Annotated in this window: 19 protein-coding genes and 1 riboswitch; of the genes, 17 read left to right on the plus strand and 2 right to left on the minus strand. The window is 41.2% G+C overall.

The genetic code is table 11. From position 1 onward, the window contains the following. Window positions 1-163: 163 nt before the first annotated feature. From JL001_RS18965 to JL001_RS19005, 8 genes are all read left to right on the plus strand, one after another. Window positions 164-526: a BlaI/MecI/CopY family transcriptional regulator gene (locus JL001_RS18965; RefSeq protein ID WP_200979042.1), complete on the plus strand. Its 363-nt coding sequence runs from the start codon at window positions 164-166 to the stop codon at window positions 524-526. A gap of 5 nt (window positions 527-531) precedes the next feature. After that, entirely contained in the window at window positions 532-2,982 is a 2,451-nt protein-coding gene (locus JL001_RS18970) for a M56 family metallopeptidase (RefSeq protein ID WP_200979043.1), read from the plus strand. Between the two features lie 102 nt (window positions 2,983-3,084). Further along, window positions 3,085-3,201 carry a 30S ribosomal protein THX gene (locus tag JL001_RS18975; RefSeq protein WP_192011605.1) on the plus strand — a complete coding sequence of 39 codons (117 nt, stop codon included), beginning with the start codon at window positions 3,085-3,087 and terminating at the stop codon, window positions 3,199-3,201. 186 nt (window positions 3,202-3,387) lie between these two features. Then, the gene (locus tag JL001_RS18980; RefSeq protein WP_200979044.1) at window positions 3,388-4,416 is read left to right on the plus strand and encodes a hypothetical protein; all 1,029 of its coding nucleotides are present in this window, start codon (window positions 3,388-3,390) and stop codon (window positions 4,414-4,416) included. A 295-nt stretch (window positions 4,417-4,711) separates the two neighbouring features. Beyond that, a riboswitch (SAM riboswitch) is annotated at window positions 4,712-4,821 on the plus strand. A gap of 197 nt (window positions 4,822-5,018) precedes the next feature. After that, window positions 5,019-6,326 carry an O-acetylhomoserine aminocarboxypropyltransferase/cysteine synthase family protein gene (locus JL001_RS18990; protein WP_200979046.1) on the plus strand — a complete coding sequence of 436 codons (1,308 nt, stop codon included), beginning with the start codon at window positions 5,019-5,021 and terminating at the stop codon, window positions 6,324-6,326. A gap of 3 nt (window positions 6,327-6,329) precedes the next feature. Next, window positions 6,330-7,385: a homoserine O-acetyltransferase gene (gene metX / locus JL001_RS18995; RefSeq protein ID WP_200979048.1), complete on the plus strand. Its 1,056-nt coding sequence runs from the start codon at window positions 6,330-6,332 to the stop codon at window positions 7,383-7,385. Next, window positions 7,378-8,610, plus strand: coding sequence for a homoserine dehydrogenase (locus JL001_RS19000; RefSeq protein ID WP_200979050.1), 1,233 nt, complete (start codon window positions 7,378-7,380; stop codon window positions 8,608-8,610). The genes metX and JL001_RS19000 overlap by 8 nt, the downstream gene beginning before the upstream one ends. 43 nt (window positions 8,611-8,653) lie before the next feature. Next, the gene (locus JL001_RS19005; RefSeq protein WP_200979053.1) at window positions 8,654-9,043 is read left to right on the plus strand and encodes a VOC family protein; all 390 of its coding nucleotides are present in this window, start codon (window positions 8,654-8,656) and stop codon (window positions 9,041-9,043) included. 28 nt (window positions 9,044-9,071) lie between these two features. Here JL001_RS19005 and JL001_RS19010 read toward each other — a convergent pair whose 3' ends face one another. Continuing rightward, window positions 9,072-10,493 carry a sodium:alanine symporter family protein gene (locus tag JL001_RS19010; protein ID WP_200979055.1) on the minus strand — a complete coding sequence of 474 codons (1,422 nt, stop codon included), beginning with the start codon at window positions 10,491-10,493 and terminating at the stop codon, window positions 9,072-9,074. Between the two features lie 260 nt (window positions 10,494-10,753). Here JL001_RS19010 and JL001_RS19015 point away from each other — a divergent pair, with 260 nt between their 5' ends. From JL001_RS19015 to JL001_RS19055, 9 genes are all read left to right on the plus strand, one after another. Then, window positions 10,754-11,644 (plus strand): ABC transporter permease, encoded by an 891-nt coding sequence (locus JL001_RS19015; protein WP_200979057.1) that lies wholly within the window; start codon window positions 10,754-10,756, stop codon window positions 11,642-11,644. A 1-nt stretch (window position 11,645) separates the two neighbouring features. Further along, window positions 11,646-11,852, plus strand: coding sequence for a DUF3098 domain-containing protein (locus JL001_RS19020; protein ID WP_192011613.1), 207 nt, complete (start codon window positions 11,646-11,648; stop codon window positions 11,850-11,852). Continuing rightward, a complete protein-coding gene (locus tag JL001_RS19025; RefSeq protein WP_200979059.1) occupies window positions 11,853-12,650 on the plus strand; it encodes an undecaprenyl-diphosphate phosphatase in 798 nt (265 codons plus the stop codon). Between the two features lies 1 nt (window position 12,651). After that, window positions 12,652-13,332 (plus strand): tRNA pseudouridine(55) synthase TruB, encoded by a 681-nt coding sequence (gene truB, locus JL001_RS19030; RefSeq protein WP_200979061.1) that lies wholly within the window; start codon window positions 12,652-12,654, stop codon window positions 13,330-13,332. Continuing rightward, window positions 13,332-14,261 (plus strand): bifunctional riboflavin kinase/FAD synthetase, encoded by a 930-nt coding sequence (locus JL001_RS19035; RefSeq protein WP_200979064.1) that lies wholly within the window; start codon window positions 13,332-13,334, stop codon window positions 14,259-14,261. Before truB ends, JL001_RS19035 begins: the two co-directional genes overlap by 1 nt. Before the next feature lie 18 nt (window positions 14,262-14,279). Further along, complete coding sequence (locus JL001_RS19040) at window positions 14,280-14,975, plus strand: CoA transferase subunit A (protein ID WP_200979066.1); 696 nt, start codon at window positions 14,280-14,282, stop codon at window positions 14,973-14,975. 22 nt (window positions 14,976-14,997) lie between these two features. Next, complete coding sequence (locus tag JL001_RS19045) at window positions 14,998-15,654, plus strand: 3-oxoacid CoA-transferase subunit B (protein ID WP_200979068.1); 657 nt, start codon at window positions 14,998-15,000, stop codon at window positions 15,652-15,654. 246 nt (window positions 15,655-15,900) lie between these two features. Then, entirely contained in the window at window positions 15,901-17,019 is a 1,119-nt protein-coding gene (gene xerA / locus JL001_RS19050) for a site-specific tyrosine recombinase/integron integrase (RefSeq protein WP_236252900.1), read from the plus strand. Between the two features lie 99 nt (window positions 17,020-17,118). Then, window positions 17,119-17,718 (plus strand): hypothetical protein, encoded by a 600-nt coding sequence (locus tag JL001_RS19055; RefSeq protein ID WP_200979070.1) that lies wholly within the window; start codon window positions 17,119-17,121, stop codon window positions 17,716-17,718. 119 nt (window positions 17,719-17,837) lie between these two features. Here JL001_RS19055 and JL001_RS19060 read toward each other — a convergent pair whose 3' ends face one another. Continuing rightward, window positions 17,838-18,149: a winged helix-turn-helix transcriptional regulator gene (locus tag JL001_RS19060; RefSeq protein ID WP_370567395.1), complete on the minus strand. Its 312-nt coding sequence runs from the start codon at window positions 18,147-18,149 to the stop codon at window positions 17,838-17,840. Window positions 18,150-18,232 lie beyond the last annotated feature (83 nt).

The raw sequence follows: 18,232 nt of genomic DNA on the forward strand, positions 1-18,232 counted from the left end.
ATTTTTTTTATCACAACAAACTAATTTTTTAATTTAAACTATCGAAATAGTTGTTAAACTAAATCATTCTAATTAATTTAGGCTCGCCGATAAGAAGATCAACAACTTGCTTGTTATTTACAAACTAAATGATTAAGTTGAAGAAAAAAAACAACTATATAAGATGAGAGAGTTAACTAGAGCCGAAGAACAAGTCATGCAAATTCTATGGGATATCGAGAAAGGGTTTGTCAAAGATATCCTAGCCAAAATGTCCAACCCAAAACCTGCCTATAACACCGTATCTACAATCATCCGGATACTGGAGAGAAAAGGCTTTGTAAAACACAAAGCTTATGGCAAGTCGCATGAATATTACCCAATCGTGACAAAAGATCAGTACAGGAGTTTTTCTATCAAAAACCTACTGTCAGGTTATTTCGGTGGTTCGTTTTCCAAATTGGCTTCTTTCTTCGCAAAGGACGAAAAAATGGATATCAATGAGCTTGAAAAATTAATGAATGAGGTAAAAGATGACGTAAAATAAGTCACATGGCACATTTGGTGAACTATATCTGGCAGAGTACTTTCTGCCTGTTATTTTTTTTCGGGATCTATTGGTGTTTCCTTAGAGGGGAGAAAGTATTCAATTTCACCAGGATATTTCTTCTGACCTCCCCTGTTTTGGCACTTTTATTTCCACTGATAGAAATCCCAGTCCAATTTTCAAAGCCCTCCATCTCATTGGAGGAAACGGACTTCCTTCATTATTTAACAGCCAATTCAGCTCAGGAAGACATAGTTGGAACATTTGGTCTACCGGAGGTGACCGTAAGCAGCACCAAACTCCCCATCCTTTTGGAATGGAAGGACTACTTATTTATTGGTTATCTCTTGATCGCCACTATCCTTGCCTGCCGTTTACTTTGGCAATTGATGCAGCTGCGTATGCTCAAGGAAAAAGGCTGGTACCAAACTGTCTACAGACTTAAAGGGAATTATTTTATGGTTCCTACTTTTGGATTGGCTCCGGTATTTTCATTTTTCGACAAGTTATTTTGGGATGATACCCAAAGCCTTAAACCTGAAGAGAAAGAACAAATCATCAAACATGAGATAGAACATATCAAACAGGGACATTCCTGGGACATGATCTATTATCAAGTACTAAGCATTTTATTTTGGTTCAATCCAGGCATCCACCTGATGAGAACTGCCCTGATCGACACACATGAATTCTCGGCTGATGCAAATGTCGTAAAACAAACAGATAACAAAGAATCTTATACCAACCTTATCGTCAAAATAGCATTCAAGGGACTTGATCTTCCTATTGGCAACCATTTTATAAGATCGACAACCTTAAAGCGAATTATGATGATGAAAAAAGCAGAGAAAACCAATTGGATCAAATTACTGATGGTAATCCCATTGACCGCCATGCTGTTGGGCTTGGTTTCCATGAAAACCACCAGCTCAGATGGTTTCTTGTCCGAATTTACGAATGTGAGCATCAATTCTATCCGAGAGCAAATCGTAGCAGCGCAGGATTCAATCAATGTCAATACCCGAGTATTTAAAATCAAATCTCCAAAACACTATGAATACGTTTCATCCTTACAGGATGGAAAAGTTACCGCACAGTATGGTGATCTGCAATATGAAATCAGTGGCATTTCCGACAATGATGAGTACATCAAAGTCTTGGAAATGCTGCACATTTTCAAACAAAAGTCTTCCTTTACCAAAGACTATGGAATAGAAGACCTTAAACAAACGGCCGATTCCATGCCTGCTCCAAAAGGTGGAATGGAAGCTTGGAATAAGTTTTTATCCATGAACCTAAAATTCCCCCAAGAAGCCAGACAGCTAGGGGCGAAAGGAACAGTTTATGTGGAGTTTGTGGTCGATAAAGAAGGTCATGTCCTCTCTCCCACCATCAAGAAATCCATGGGTATGGGGCTTGACGATGAGGTATTGAGAATGTTCAGCCTTGAGAGCATGCCTGAGTGGAATCCTGGAATGGACAATGGACAAGCGATCAATACCTTAATGGTATTGCCTGTAAAATTCAAAGTATCAGGAGGTGAAACAGCCCAAAGAAAGTTATTCTTTTCAAAGCCAAGCGAGCAAAAAACCAATAATGAAGTTTTTGACGTAGTGGAAGAAATGCCTGCTCCCTATGGGGGGATGGATGGGTGGCTCGATTACTTGGCCAGCAACCTTAGATATCCTGAACAAGCAAAAGAGAATGGAATTGAAGGGACTGTATATGTATCTTTTATAGTTGACAAAACAGGAGTGTTAAAAGACCCTCAAATCCTCAGAGGAATTGGCAACGGAGCAGATGAAGAAGCATTGCGCGTCATTAGAAACGCAGACAATTGGATTCCAGGTAAACAACGTGGAAAAGTAGTAAATGTAAAAATGCGATTGCCTATTCGCTTTGCTCTTGCAGACGAAAAAAAGAAAAAGTCCAACAGGCTAAATGAAGTGGTTGTTGTAGGCTATGGAGCCCAGGCGAAAAAGTCACCTACTGACGGAGCTTCAGTAAGTGGAAAAAACGCCAAAGATCTAAGTCAAGCATTGTATTTTATCAATGGAGAAGAGTACGATAAAGAAATAATAAGTAAGATTTCCCCTGTGGACATAGAAAGTATCAATGTACTTAAAGATGAGAAGGCCATCGATAAATATGATAAAAAAGGTGAAAATGGTGTTGTGGAAATAACCTTAAAAGAAGGAGTTACATTACCTAAACAAAATCCCAAAGGCTCTTCAAGCGTAGAAGAAGAGGCTCCAAAAGTAGAAATCACTGGAAAACTTGCCGTAGATCAAAAGCCTCTATATGTGGTGGATGGTGTCATTCAAGCTGACCAAGAAATAAAGAAAATTGATCCTAAAAACATTGCCTCCATTGAAGTTATTAAAAATGGAGATGCCATTAATTTATATGGTAAAAAAGCAAAAGATGGTGTGATCCTGATCACTACAAAAAAATAAACAAAATCGGAAAGCTACGCTTCTCTTTGGTCTTCCAAAACCTGTTTCTTAATTTAGATTTTAAGCATAAATAAATTCTTAAACCAAAAAATCTAAAAAACAATGGGAAAAGGAGATATGAAAAGCAAAAGAGGCAAAATCAACCGAGGAACTTACGGAGCTAGCAGGCCTCACAAAAATCAAAATATTGCAAGTAAGAAGGAAAAGGCAAACAATTGATTGACTACCAACCTTACCAATATACAAAGCCGGATTATTCCGGCTTTTCTTTTTTGGCGGTATCCAATAACACCATTTGACCATACCAAGTAAAATATTAGAAATTCTTTGAATATTTAAACCTCCTAAAATCCAAGGTTCCCTCCTACTTCGTAGTTAGCTGTATAATCAACTAACGACTACAAAATGAAAATTGATCTGAACAAAACCTTAATCGCAAGCTTAACAGTAGGAATAAGCTTATGCAGTCTATCGTGTACCAATGATGATGACATGGACATGCCTGAGAACGGCAACATCGCTTCCTTGTTTGTTTCCAGCAACACTAGCGGTATGATCTCTATCATGGACTTTACAGACCCCAGCAATGTGAGCACAAGCACAACCGCATCAGCTGGAGCGGACGCAGATGGCATCTATTATGATGCAGAAGACGATGAGATCATTCAGCTCGTCAGGTCCAACAACTCTTTAAATGTTTATGGAGATTTTAAAGCTTCCTTAATGAATTCCGGCATTTCCATTTCGCTTGGTTTGAACACCATGGGTGACTTTGTGAGCGGTAGGGAAATCGCTGTGTACAATGACATGGTGGTAGTGGCCGAATCTCCGGTTGAGGCCAATGGCAATCAAAGCAGTTTTTATGTTTACCAGAAAACCTCCTCAGGCTTTACCTTAATGAACACTTATAGGGTTGACTTTGCACTATGGGGAATTCATATTGAAGGAAACACCCTGTATGCCATTGTGGACAAGGACAGTGACCTTGCCGTATTTAATAATTTCTTTGCCAATACAGACGGAATGATCAGTCCTTCCAAAAGGGTAACCATTGAAGGGTTAGTGAGGACACATGGGCTGACCTATTCAATGGAAGATGACTTGATGGTTTTGACCGACATTGGGGATGCGGGATCGGACAGTGATGGTGGTTTAACCCTTATTACTGATTTCAGCAATAAACTAAATGCCACCTCCAATGGCGGAATGATTTCATCCAGTCAGCAGGCTCGAATCGAAGGCACCAATACTTCCTTGGGAAACCCTGTGGATGTTGCATACAGTGAAGACAGCCAAATGATATTTGTGGCAGAAAGGGCCAATGGAGGAGGTAAAATATTGGCCTTCAATTATTTCAATTCAAACGGAAATCCATCACCGGCATTTAGCCAATCCGTGGAAGGGGCTTCCGCCGTATATTATTACGAAGACTAAATAATTACTGACTATTTTTTAATAAAGCGCTTGAATTGGATCAAGCGCTTTTTCTTTGTTATATAAACTTGAATTTTTATTTCTTTTTCTTTCAATTGCTTTCGTTCAATAAAAACAGGCAAAATCCCTCCTTAATCATAAAATAGACCTGATTTAACGTAACAAACCTTTTTCTCTATCGTTTTAATAGGGAATTTAAATAGGAAATATTTTTATATTTCTCTATTTCGAAAGCTTGCAAATTCAACAATTGAATTGTTACTTTGTGCTATCCTTTACTTTTTAAAAGTACAAGGATTTATACAGAAGAGGTGAGAGACAGGCTCATTGACCCTCTGGCAACCTGGAAAATCCAAGGTGCCAATTCCTGCCAAATGTGAATATCCGCATTTGGAAATATAAATTCTTAAACAATGAATTTTATAAAAAGGATTACACCAAAGACGAAACAACAAGCAACAATTTCTTTCAATTTCTTTTTGAAAACATCATTGATGATGTGCATGCTGATGCCCAAGACTTCTTGATCTGGGCCCCACTACTATTATTTAATTTCTACTTCTTTTAATAATTCTTTGTCAATTAACTAATTCGTCAACACAATGGCACAACCTTATCATTTCGAAACACTTCAGCTACACGCTGGACAAGAACCCGACCCGACCACAAAATCCAGAGCGGTACCCATCTATCAAACTACTTCTTATGTATTTGATTCAGCAGAGCATGGCGCCAACCTATTTGGTTTAAAAGAATTTGGTAACATCTACACCAGGATCATGAATCCTACCACAGATGTTTTTGAGCAAAGAATAGCAGCACTTGAAGGTGGTGTGTCAGCATTGGCTACTGCCTCTGGACAAGCCGCCCAGTTTTTGGCGCTCAACAATATATTACAAGCAGGTGAAAACCTGGTCTCCTCCCCTTACCTATACGGTGGCACTTACAATCAGTTTAAAGTAGCCCTCAAAAGAGTGGGTATCGATGCCCGTTTTGCCAAAAGCGATAAAGCAGCCGATTTTGAAGCACTTATTGATGACAAGACCAAGGCCATCTATTTAGAAACTATTGGGAATCCTGAATTTAACATTCCTGATTTTGAAAGCATTGCCGCGCTAGCCAAGAAGCATGACCTTCCTTTGGTGGTGGACAATACTTTCGGAGCAGCAGGTTTTCTATTTAGACCTATTGCCCATGGAGCCAATATAGTGGTACAGTCTGCCACGAAATGGATCGGCGGGCATGGCACTTCCATAGGTGGTGTGATTGTAGATGCAGGTAACTATAACTGGGGCAATGGCAAATACCCTCAATTCTCCGAACCTTCCGAAGGCTACCATGGATTGAATTTCTGGGAAACTTTCGGCGACAACAACCCACTGGGATTGCCCAATGTGGCCTTTGCTATCAGGGCAAGAGTAGAAGGCTTGAGGGATTTTGGACCTGCACTAAGTCCTTTCAACGCATTCCAGTTGATTCAGGGGCTTGAAACACTTTCATTAAGGGTACAAAGGACTGTAGATAATGCTCTGGCCATCGCCAAATGGTTGGAAGACCATGCCCAAGTGAAGAAAGTAAACTACCCTGGTTTGGAAAGCAGCCCTTATCACACTTTAGCACAGAAATACCTGACCAATGGATTTGGAGGCGTACTGAGCTTTGAACTTAAAGGCGACAAGGAAAAAGCCGGTGAGTTTATCAATAACCTCAGCTTGATTTCCCATTTGGCCAATGTGGGTGACGCGAAGACCTTGATCATTCAGCCTTCTGCCACTACCCACCAACAACTTACCGATGAAGAACAACTTGCCGCGGGAGTTACTCCTACCTTGTTGCGCTTGTCTGTGGGTATCGAACACATTGATGACATCAAAGCTGACCTAACGGCAGCTTTTGAAAAAATAAAGTAAAAAATGAACTTACAATCACCGTATCTGATCACCGATATGAGCCAAGAAGTTTTCCATTGTGAGGAAGAATTGCAATTAGACTCAGGAGAAAGCCTTCCGGAATTCCAACTGAGCTATACGACCCAAGGACACCTTACAGCAAAAAAAGACAATGTCATTTGGGTATTGCATGCCCTTACGGGTGATGCCAATGTCCATGAGTGGTGGAGTGGATTGGTTGGAGAGGACAAATTCTTCGACCCAACCAAATATTTCATTGTCTGCGCCAACCTCTTGGGTTCTTGCTATGGCTCCACGCAGCCATTGAGTGAAAATCCCAAGACCGGAAAGCCTTATTACTATGACTTTCCAAACCTGTCCACCAGAGACATGGCCAAGGCATTTGACAAACTTCGGGAACACTTGGGTATCGAAAAAATAGATACGGTGATTGGTGGTTCATTGGGTGGCCAAGTGGCCCTTGAATGGGCATACAGTTTACAGGAAAAAGTAAAGAAAACCATTATTGTCGCTTCCAACGCCAAGACATCCCCATGGACCATTGGCTTTAATGAAGCGCAGAGAATGTCCATTGAATCGGACAGCACTTGGGGACAGAATTCCCCCGATGCAGGCAAAAAAGGATTGGAAGCAGCCAGGGCCATTGGTATGTTGAGTTACAGGCACCAGGACATCTTTGAAACCAGTCAAAAAGAAACCGAAGAAAAGACTGACCATTTCAAAGTCAGCTCTTACCTAAGGTACCAAGGCCAAAAGTTGGCCAACAGGTTCAATGCGCTATCCTATTGGGTATTGACCAAAGCGATGGACAGCCATGATTTGGGCAGAGGCAGAGGCGGAACTGCCAAAGCATTGTCTGAAATCAAGTCAAAGGTACTTTCCATTGGCATCAATACCGACTTGCTATTTACCAAAGAAGAATCACAGTTCATCAGCAAAAATATCCCCAATGGTACTTACAGAGAGATCAGCTCGATCTACGGCCATGATGCATTTTTGGTGGAAAATGAACAGTTAAACTATATTTTAAAATCTTTTTATCTGGAAAATAATGGCTAAACAGATTGGCTTATTTGGTTTTGGTGTGGTGGGACAAGGATATTATAGTATTGCAAAAAAGCACCAGCAAAACCTACTTCCCAAGACCATAGTAGTACAAAACAAAAAGAAGGAAAGAAACCCTGAGCTTTCCTTTTCTTTTGACCCAAATGATATTTTAAAATCAAATTATGATATTGGTCTGGAATTAATTTCTGATCCAGAAGAGGCCTATCATTATGTAAGTGCATTGCTCAAATCAGGTAAGAAAGTGATTTCTGCCAACAAGAAGATGTTGGCTGCTCACCTGCCGGAATTTCTGCAATTGGAGAAAGAATTTGGTGGGAGTTTGCTTTATGAAGCTGCTGCAGCTGCAGGAATCCCTATCATTACCACCTTGGACACCCATTTTGCCGGAGACCAAATTGAAACACTGGAAGGAATCTTAAACGGTTCTTCCAACTACATTCTCAGCCAGCTTTTTGAAGAAGGCCTGACTTTTGACGAAGCCCTCAAGTTGGCCCAAGACAACGGTTTTGCCGAAGCTGACCCTACTTTGGACATCAATGGCAGCGATGTCAGTAGTAAACTGGCCATTCTTATACTCCATGCATTTGGTAAGTTTGTCCATGAAAAAGACATCCCAACCTTGGGTGTACAGCACATTAGAAAAGAAGACGTCATCCTGGCCCAAAAGCTAGGGCTTAAAATCAAGTTGATCGCCAAAGCCCAAATTACAGCGGACGGGATAACAGCTTATATCCTGCCCACATTGGTCAACCCAAAAAATGCATTGTATTGGGTCGAAAATGAATACAACAGTATCAAGGTAATTTCCCAAAATCTTGGAGAGCAGTTCTATAAAGGTAAAGGAGCGGGTAGCTTACCCACCGGAGCATCAGTCTATGCTGACCTGACCAAATCTGAAAGGGGTTATTCCTATTCTTATGACAAACTAAACGGTGAACTTCCAAAAACATTCCAGCCAAAAAGTAAGAATTTGGAAGTGATCGTCCGTGCCCATTCAGAAAGCGCCATCAAATCACTTGCTCCTGAAGCCGAAATAGTTCTCCATCAAGAAGCTTATTGGAGCGTTGCGACCATTTCAGCCCAATTACTGCAAGAAAAACAGACTTTGATCCAGGAAGAAGAAATATCCATTGTTGCCCTAAATGAAACGGCGACCAAAAAAGATGTCCTACAGGCTTTAAAAGAAGAGGTGAACATTACCATCAGCTTGAACTAAGCTTTTTGACTATAAAAGTCCATGCTTTTGGTTAAATTAATACATGGAATATTCACAAATCAAAGAAACTTGCCTTTATATCCATGACCTGGACAAGGCAGCATCATTTTACCACAACATCCTAGGTATGCCGGTGATTTCCAAAGAGGAAGGCCGGCATATTTTTTTTAGATGTGGCAGCTCTGTCTTGCTTTGCTTTATCCCCGAAAAGACAAAAAACGAAAAAGTATTACCTCCTCACTATGCCGATGGAAAACAGCATATTGCTTTTGAGGTAGCTCCAGAAGTCTATCATTCCACTAAGGAAAGCCTGCTTCAAAAAGGTATTACCATCACCCATGAACAACGTTGGAGGGACGGTTTGGAAAGTTTTTACTTTGAAGATCCCTTTGGCCATGTACTTGAAATTGTACCAAAAGGAATATGGGAGTAGTTTTGACTACTCCCATATTCTTCAATCATTAATCCCAGAAATCAGCATTTTTAATACCTGCTTCTTTGGCTTTAAACACAGGATCTTTGCCTTCTTTTTGCTGCCTTTGGTAATCCTTCAAGGCCAGTAAAGCCGGTCTACCCAATAGTAAAATAGCGATAACATTCAACCAGGCCATGACGCCCACACCGATATCCCCCATCATCCAGGCTACTTCTGCTGTCCTGATGGCGCCATAGAAGGTGGCCACTAAAATCAAGATCCTTAATGCCCAAATGGCCCAAGGAAAATGCTTGGTGCGGTTCAGGTAGCTAAGATTGGTTTCGGCAATATAATAGTAGGCCATGATGGTCGTAAAGGCAAAGAACAACAGGGAAATTGCAATAAACCCTCTTCCCAAATCCGGAAAATGTGTTGCTACTGCATACTGGGTATATTCCGGGCCTATCTCTACACTGGGTAAATTTTCAATTAGGAACCCACCTTCTGGATTGATCACATTGTATTGTCCTGTGAAAAGGATCATCAAGGCTGTCGCTGTACAAACAAAAAGCGTATCTACATACACGGAAAATGCCTGAACCAAACCCTGTTTAACCGGATGGCTCACTTCAGCAGCCGCAGCCGCATGAGGTGCTGTCCCCTGCCCTGCTTCATTGGAATAGATTCCTCTCTTGACCCCCCAGGCGATGGCCATACCAAAAACCCCACTGAACGCCGCTTCCATATTAAAAGCAGATTTCACAATCAATGTAAGGATGGCCGGGACTTCCGTGATGTTCATAGAGATAATGACCACGGCCATCAAAATATAGGCTGCTGCCATAAAAGGAATCACCACTTCCGCTACCTTACTGATTCTCTTGACACCACCAATGATAATCAAGCCCAAAACCAAAGTAATACCAATCCCAGTATAAGTTACCGGCACATTAAATGCGTTCTGCATACTCAGGGCAATGCTGTTACTCTGTACCCCTGGCATAAACAAGGCTGTGCTAAGGATCGTGGCGAAAGCAAACAGCAAGGCATACCATTTTACCCCAAGGCCTTTTTCGATATAGTAAGCAGGACCACCCCTGTACTGACCATCATTAACTTCTTTATAGATTTGTCCCAAAGTGGATTCTACAAAAGCGGAAGCTGCTCCCAGAAAAGCAATCACCCACATCCAGAAAATAGCTCCGGGGCCTCCCATGGCGATAGCAGTCGCTACCCCAGCAATATTTCCGGTCCCAACCCTTCCCGATATGGCAATGGCAAATGCCTGAAATGACGAAACCCCTTTTTCGGATGATTCCCCTTTAAATAATAACCTTACCATTTCTTTCAAGTAGCTCACCTGAAGAAAACCGGTCCTGATGGAAAAATAAATACCTGTGGCCAGACAAAGGACAATCAACGCATTGCTCCAAACTAATCCATTGATGGCCTCAATTACTTCTTTCATATCAATTATTTTAAGCTCCAATTATACTTTTACATTTGGGTTTATCAGTGGAGAAAGCCCAAAGAAAAGAAAAATTTCTTAAAGTAATCGAAATATTATTTTAATACACCCGATTCTTAGGACAACTGGCAGGTTGCTTTCCGATGTACTGAAAAAGTAAGTTATACGTTATATTCACCATAATAAATGGTTTCATTTTAATCCAATTAAGATTGGTTTAATACGGATACCTGATTAATTTTGAGAGAATTCAAATCAGCATGAGCAAATCTTTAAGGAAAAAGAAAAGACTGGGAAGTTTTAAATTTATGAGTGTGCTTTTTAGCACCACCCTCTCCCTTTTTATTGTGGGGCTTTTTGGGGTCATTGTTATTCAGGCCAAAACCCTGACCTCTATTATCCGCGAGAACATTGAAGTGCAGGTATTCCTGAACAAGAATATTACCGAAGCTGACCGTGCCAAGATTGGCAAGATGCTGGAAAGCCAAGACTATGTCCTCCAAAAGGAAGATGGCGCTCAGTTATCTTATATTTCTGCTGATGAAGCGGCAAAATCCTTTTTGGAAGATACAGGAGAAGATTTTAGCAAATTCCTGGATGACAACCCCCTTCGGGACAGCTATGTCATTTCCATTGATGAGGCTTTTCAAACCTCTGAAAAGATGGAAAACATCGTCGGTGACATCCAAAAAATGGACGGGGTCTTTGAGGTAACCTATATGAATGACTTGGTGGAATCGATCAACAAAAACCTGCTCAAAGTCAGCATTGTCCTCGGCGCTTTCATTTTGATTTTGGTGGTCACTGTCATCATCCTGATCAACAACACCATCAGATTGGCCCTTTTCAGCCAGCGCTTCCTGATCAGGAGCATGCAACTGGTAGGTGCCACCCGGGGATTCATCAGAAAACCCTTTCTCAACAGGTCCTTTTTCTTTGGGAGCCTTGCAGGAATTCTTTCTTCTGCCCTACTTTACGGTCTGATAGAATATACCAAGGCCAATATTGATGGCTTTGCCTTATTGCAAAACAACCAATTGATTTTAATGCTCTTTGGTGGGCTTATCGTTCTTGGAGCGGTATTATCCTTTTTCAGCACATTGAGAGCCGTTAACAAATATTTAAACATGTCTTTGGACGAACTTTATTAAGATGGATAAGAACAACCTTCCTTTTTCAAAGAAAAATTATACCCTAATGTTGATCGGAATTGCCATTATTGTAGTGGGCTTCGTGATCATCGGAATGGACAGTGAACCACACGGATTTGGTTTTATGGGCCTTACTTTGGGGCCTATTATCACTTTAGCAGGTTTCATTTTTGAATTTTACGCCATTTTTTACAAATCAGAAAAATAAATGACAATCATAGAAGCAATCATTTTGGGTATCATTCAGGGCTTGACTGAATTTTTGCCTGTGTCCAGTAGTGGCCATATCGAATTGGGTTCTTTCCTTTTGGGGGTCCAGGCTGCTGACAATTTACTCTTTACAGTGGTGGTTCATGCAGCCACTGCCCTAAGCACCATTATTGTTTTCCGAAAGGACATTGCCAATATAATTAAGGACTTGTTCAAGTTCCAGTGGAATGATGGCACGCAGTTTACGGCCAAAATTTTACTTTCAATGATTCCCATAGGCATTGTCGGGGTCTTGTTTGAGGAACAGATAGAGGCCCTATTTGGGGGAAAAATCGTATTGGTGGGCGCCATGCTTTTATTTACTGCTGTCTTACTGGCTTTTTCACACTTTGCAGCCAAAAGAGAAGGGCATGTCACTTTCCCCAAGGCTATTGTGATCGGCATAGCCCAAACCATCGCCATCATGCCCGGAATCAGTCGTTCTGGTTCCACTATTGCTACAGCTCTCCTGATCGGCGTAGAAAAAGAAAGGGCTACCCGGTTTTCCTTTTTGATGGTACTTTTGCCCATCTTAGGTGCCTCAGCCATCAAACTATTGAAATTCTTTAAAGACCCCAGCATTGCTGAAGGGATTACTGCTGTTCCATTGACAGCTGGCTTCTTGGCCGCTTTCTTGGCTGGGCTTGCTGCCTGTATTTGGATGATTAATATTGTAAAACGAGGAAAGCTTATTTACTTTGCCATTTATTGCGCCATAGTGGGTACTATTGCCGTAATTGGCGGATTAAGCATGTAGAATGGATCAACAACCTTATGGAGAAGTATTCCTGATCAACAAACCCTTGGAATGGACCTCATTCGATGTGGTCAAAAAGGTCAGGAATGCCTTAAAGATTAAAAAAGTAGGCCATGCGGGCACATTGGACCCTTTGGCAACGGGATTATTGATTATTTGCGCTGGTAAAAAAACCAAGAGCATCAATGATTTCATGGGGCAGGAAAAAGAATATACCGGGACTTTTGTGCTGGGAAAGACCACCGAATCCTTTGACTTGGAACAAGAAGTACAAGAGGTGGCAGATCCTTCCCATTTGACCTTGACGGAGATTGAAAATGCCTGTGCACAATTGACCGGGGATATCATGCAGGTTCCCCCTACCCACTCAGCCATCAAAAAGGACGGCAAGAGGGTTTATGAGTCAGCCAGAAAAGGCATTGAGGTCAAGCTTGACCCACGGCCGGTGCAGGTTTCTACCTTTGAAATCACGCGTTTTGAATTGCCGGAGATTGATTTTCGCATTGTTTGTTCCAAAGGAACCTATATCAGAAGCCTGGCCAGGGACTTGGGTGAAAGCTTAGGGGTGGGTGCCTATATGTCCGCCTTGACCCGTACCAGAATTGGCGATTTTCTCCTTTCCAATGCCGTAGAAGTATTGGATTTGGTAGCAAAGATCAAAGCCGAAAAAGAAGCTGAGTGATGAAAATTTACGAAGGACTTGAGCATTTCCCCTCCATCACCAACGCCGTGGTTACCAGTGGCACCTTTGATGGGGTGCACTTGGGACATCAAAAAATCCTGAACAGAATAAAAAATATTGCCAAAGAAGCTGACGGAGAAACTGTCCTGATTACCTTTTGGCCACATCCTAGGCTGGTCCTGCACCCTGAAGAGCATAACCTGAGATTGCTGACCACCTTTGAAGAAAAAGCCAAGCTCTTGGCCAAGGAAGGTATAGACCACCTGGTCACCATTCCCTTTACCAAAGAGTTTTCGCAGCTTAGCAGCGAAGAATTTATCCAGAAAGTCCTTATCGACAAGATCCAAACCAAAGTGTTGGTCATCGGCTATGACCACCGGTTTGGCAAAAACAGGGAAGGCAGCTTTGAGCATTTAATGGAGAACAAGGAGCGTTACGGCTTTGAACTGGAAGAAATATCGCGGGAAGATATTGACCATGTAGGTATCTCCAGCACCAAAATCAGAAAGGCACTTTTGGCCGGCCATGTGTCGGAAGCCAATGAATTTTTAGGCCGGGAATATGAACTGAACGGCATCGTCATCAAAGGCCAACAGATAGGCAGATCCATAGACTTTCCCACGGCCAATATCCATGTACCCAACAATTACAAATTGATTCCGGGGGATGGGGCCTATGCGGTCCGCATCAGTGTGGGTGAGGAATTTTATTTTGGCATGCTGAACATTGGTAACCGCCCTACTGTAGATGGTCTGGAAAAAACCGTGGAAGCCCATTTGTTTGACTACAACGACAATTTATACGATAAACAAATCACAGTTTATTTCAAAGATTTTTTGAGAGCGGAAAGAAAATTTGCAAATTTAGAAGAGTTAAAGGCCCAATTGGCCAAGGACAAGGCCAGGGCGAGACAAATTTTCGGTATATAAGCGTTTCATAGACTTATTATGATCAACAAGACAGTTAGCAATGCTGATGAAGCCGTCAAGGACATCGCCAGCAACACGGTTTTGATGCTTGGTGGATTTGGCCTTTGTGGCATCCCAGAAAACTGTATCAAGGCCCTGCTCAAAAAACCACTCACAGGACTGACCTGTATTTCCAATAATGCAGGCGTAGATGACTTTGGCATTGGGCTGATGCTGCAGCAACGCATGGTCAAGAAAATGATTTCCAGCTATGTGGGAGAAAATGCTGAGTTTGAGAGGCAATTGCTCAGTGGTGAACTGGAGGTGGAGTTGATTCCCCAAGGCACCTTGGCTGAAAGAACCCGGGCCGGAGGCGCTGGGATTCCTGCTTTCTTCACCCCTGCCGGCGTGGGTACGGAAGTCGCCGAAGGGAAGGAAATTCGGGAATTCGATGGCAAGCTGTATATCCTCGAAAGATGGCTTAAAGCAGATTTTTCATTGGTCAAAGCCTGGAAGGGCGATACCGCAGGCAACCTGATCTTCAAAGGTACCGCCAGGAATTTTAACCCGATGATGGCTGCTGCGGGAACTATTACCATTGCCGAAGTGGAAGAACTGGTCCCTGCGGGGGAACTGGACCCTAACCAGATCCACACGCCCGGCATCTATGTGCAACGTATTTTTAAAGGCACTGCTTACGAAAAGCGCATCGAAAAGAGAACCGTCAAGTCCTAGCCCCTATCCAAAACTACAGCTTATGTTAGACAAAATCCAAATTGCCCGGCGTATCGCCAGAGAGATCAAAAACGGTCAATATATCAATCTAGGCATTGGCATCCCTACCTTGGTGGCCAATTATATCCCGGATGACCTAGAGGTAGTCTTGCAGTCTGAAAATGGCCTTTTGGGCATTGGACCTTTTCCTCCTGAAGAAGAAGTGGATGCTGACCTGATCAATGCTGGAAAGCAGACGATCAGCATGGTAAAAGGCTCGGTACTTTTTAATTCCGCAGAATCCTTTGGCATGATCCGAGGTGGTCATGTACACCTCACCATCTTGGGGGCCATGGAAGTTTCCGAGAATGGGGACATTGCCAACTGGAAAATACCGGGGAAGATGGTCAAAGGTATGGGGGGCGCCATGGACCTGGTCGCATCTGCAGCGCACATCATCGTGGCCATGCAGCACTGCAGCAAGGATGGCAAGTCCAAGCTGCTTAAGAAATGTACCCTGCCCATCACCGGGATCAAGTGCGTCAATAAGATCGTGACCGACTTGGCCGTCCTTAAAGTCCTTCCCCAAGGGGGATTCAAGCTGCTCGAGCGTGCACCTGGGGTCAGTGTAGAAGAAATCCAATCGAAAACAGAAGGCAGGCTGGTGGTGGAAGGAGAAATTCCTGAGATGGATTTATGACCTGCTTAAAAATGATTATAGGTTAATTTTTGCTGATCAAGATGTTCGCAGAAGTGATTTTTATAGTATTAAGCCTTCCAAAGCAATCCATTATCATCATTAAGACTGCTTTGTCCTATTTTGGAAATGAATAAAACCTGACAGGTTTTTACAGGCCATAAATTCTTGTAGGCTGGCGTTCAAGAAACCTGTCAGGTTTCAATCTTCTGATACAAGCTGATCAAATTTGAACTAAGAACTTTTTGTATGATGAAAAAAATTATTTTATCAAACAGCTTTTTGGGAAAGAAGCCAATCGTCAAACTGGAATTCCCCTACGATTTTGAACTGAAGGAACTGGTAAAAACCTTTCCCAATTGTGAATGGAACAGGCATGAAAAAGCTTGGTGGGTTCCCTACACTGATGATATTCTGGATCGTTTAATCCTATTTTTCAAAGGAAAGGTGTGGTTGGATTATTCCACATTTAGAAAAACCAGTTTGCCCAAAACTTTTCCCGAGCTCCCCCCAATAGCGCTTGATATTTGTAAAGAAATAGAAGCATTTAAGGATTGGATGAGCAATAAGCGGTACAGTGAAAGTACCATAAAGACCTATACCGAATGCATCCAAGTATTTTTCCGGTTTTTAAATAACAAAAATGTCGAGGCTATTGAAAATGATGATGTAGAAAAATTCAACAAGGATTATATCATTGAAAGAGGCTATTCGGCATCTTTTCAAAACCAAATGGTCAATGCCATCAAGTTATTTTTTCAAAACCGTCAAAACAGAAAACTAAATCCTGAATTAATCTACAGACCTAAAAAAAGCAGGCAACTCCCCAATGTATTGAGCAAGGAGGAAATCTACCGCATACTTAATGTTACAGCCAACCTAAAGCATAAACTTTTAATCATGATGCTCTATTCATGTGGTCTGAGAAGAAGTGAAGTTTTATCCCTCAAATTTGAACATATCCAAAGGGCACGTGGCGTACTATTGATCAAACAAAGTAAAGGGAAGAAAGACCGAATAGTGTCTCTGCCCAAAACATTGATTAAACACTTAGAGGAATATTATAAGGCATATAAACCTCAATCATATATTTTTGAAGGACAAAAAGGAGGAAAATACAGTGAGAAAAGTTTAGCAGAAGTTTTGAAAAAAGCAGTTAAAAAAGCTAAGATCAATAAACCTGTCACCCCTCATTGGCTTAGACATAGTTATGCGACTCACTTACTAGAAAGAGGGACAGATCTAAGGTATATACAAGAATTATTGGGACATAATAGTACTAAGACCACCGAAATCTATACGCATGTCAGCACAAAACAATTGAAAGATATAGCCAGTCCATTAGATGATTTGGACCTAGGGGAATAAGGAGCAATAAAAGCTAATTAAATCCAGACATATTCCCCTATATTAGCAGAATATATCTGGAAAAACCAGATATATAAACAAGTTACCACACATTAAAAAATGATTGCAGCCATAATTTTCATTTTAGTTCTTCTGGGACTTAATCTAATACCTCAAATAAGAAAAAACAAAAATGAAAAGTTAGATAGAACACTATCGAAATTGACTTTAGCTTCAACCGTCATTTTTGCAATTGTGACTTTATTCTATTTCAACGACCTAAGACTAAAAGGCCTTTACTCGATTCCAGCGGTTAACTCAGTATTTGTGTTGACTGTTCTAATCTATTTTGTCTTTGTAACAAACTCGAGAATCAAAATAATCAGTATTCCAATCCTGACTATATTTATCCTGCTTGGTTTGATAACGACATTTTTTGGACGGAAAACATATGAAACTGAAATTGATGGAGTACATAAAATAATTGTGACATCCGGTGGACTAATGGCGTGCGGACAGCTAATTCATATAACAAAGACAAAATTTTTGATTTTTGACAATGAGATATCCTATGAGAGCAGTTTGTGTTTGAGAGATATTAAACAAATTGATGTGGTGAAATTTGACAACGAATCGGCTGAATTTAAAATCCATCATAACGGTGAATTAGACTCTGAAAATCCATATATGTATAAAATTGAAAATAAAAACGTGTGGTAACAAAACCTAAGCTTCAGGCGGGCTGACGGCTTGCCGCAAGGTTTTTACTTATCTGCTATCTTTGGTCACAGCCGACAAGTTAGCGTTAGTAAAACCCGCCCGAAAGCTTAGCCGGGCCGTTAAATTTGACAATCATCCAGACCCCATTTATCCAAACTTTTTAAAATAACCTCAAGTGATCTACCTCTTTTAGTTAAGCTATATTCCACTTTAGGAGGAACAACAGGAAAAACCATTCTGGATATCAGTCCATCTTTTTCTAACTCTCTCAACGTTTGTGTAAACATCTTGTTAGAAATTTCTGGAATTTTCTTTTGTAATATTCCTGAACGCAAACTGCCTTCTAGCAAATGGAATAAAACTAAAGGTTTCCATTTTGTCCCTATTAAATTCATCGTATAATTTAAAGGACAAACATTTTCTTTATTCACTATCATTACTTTAAATTACTGATTATCAGAATTTTACTTATTTAAGTAACTATACTACTTTTTAGTAAGTTATTGTCAATAGG

Origin of the sequence: Echinicola sp. 20G (assembly GCF_015533855.1) — a bacterium.
In the GTDB taxonomy this organism is placed as follows: Bacteria; Bacteroidota; Bacteroidia; order Cytophagales; family Cyclobacteriaceae; genus Echinicola.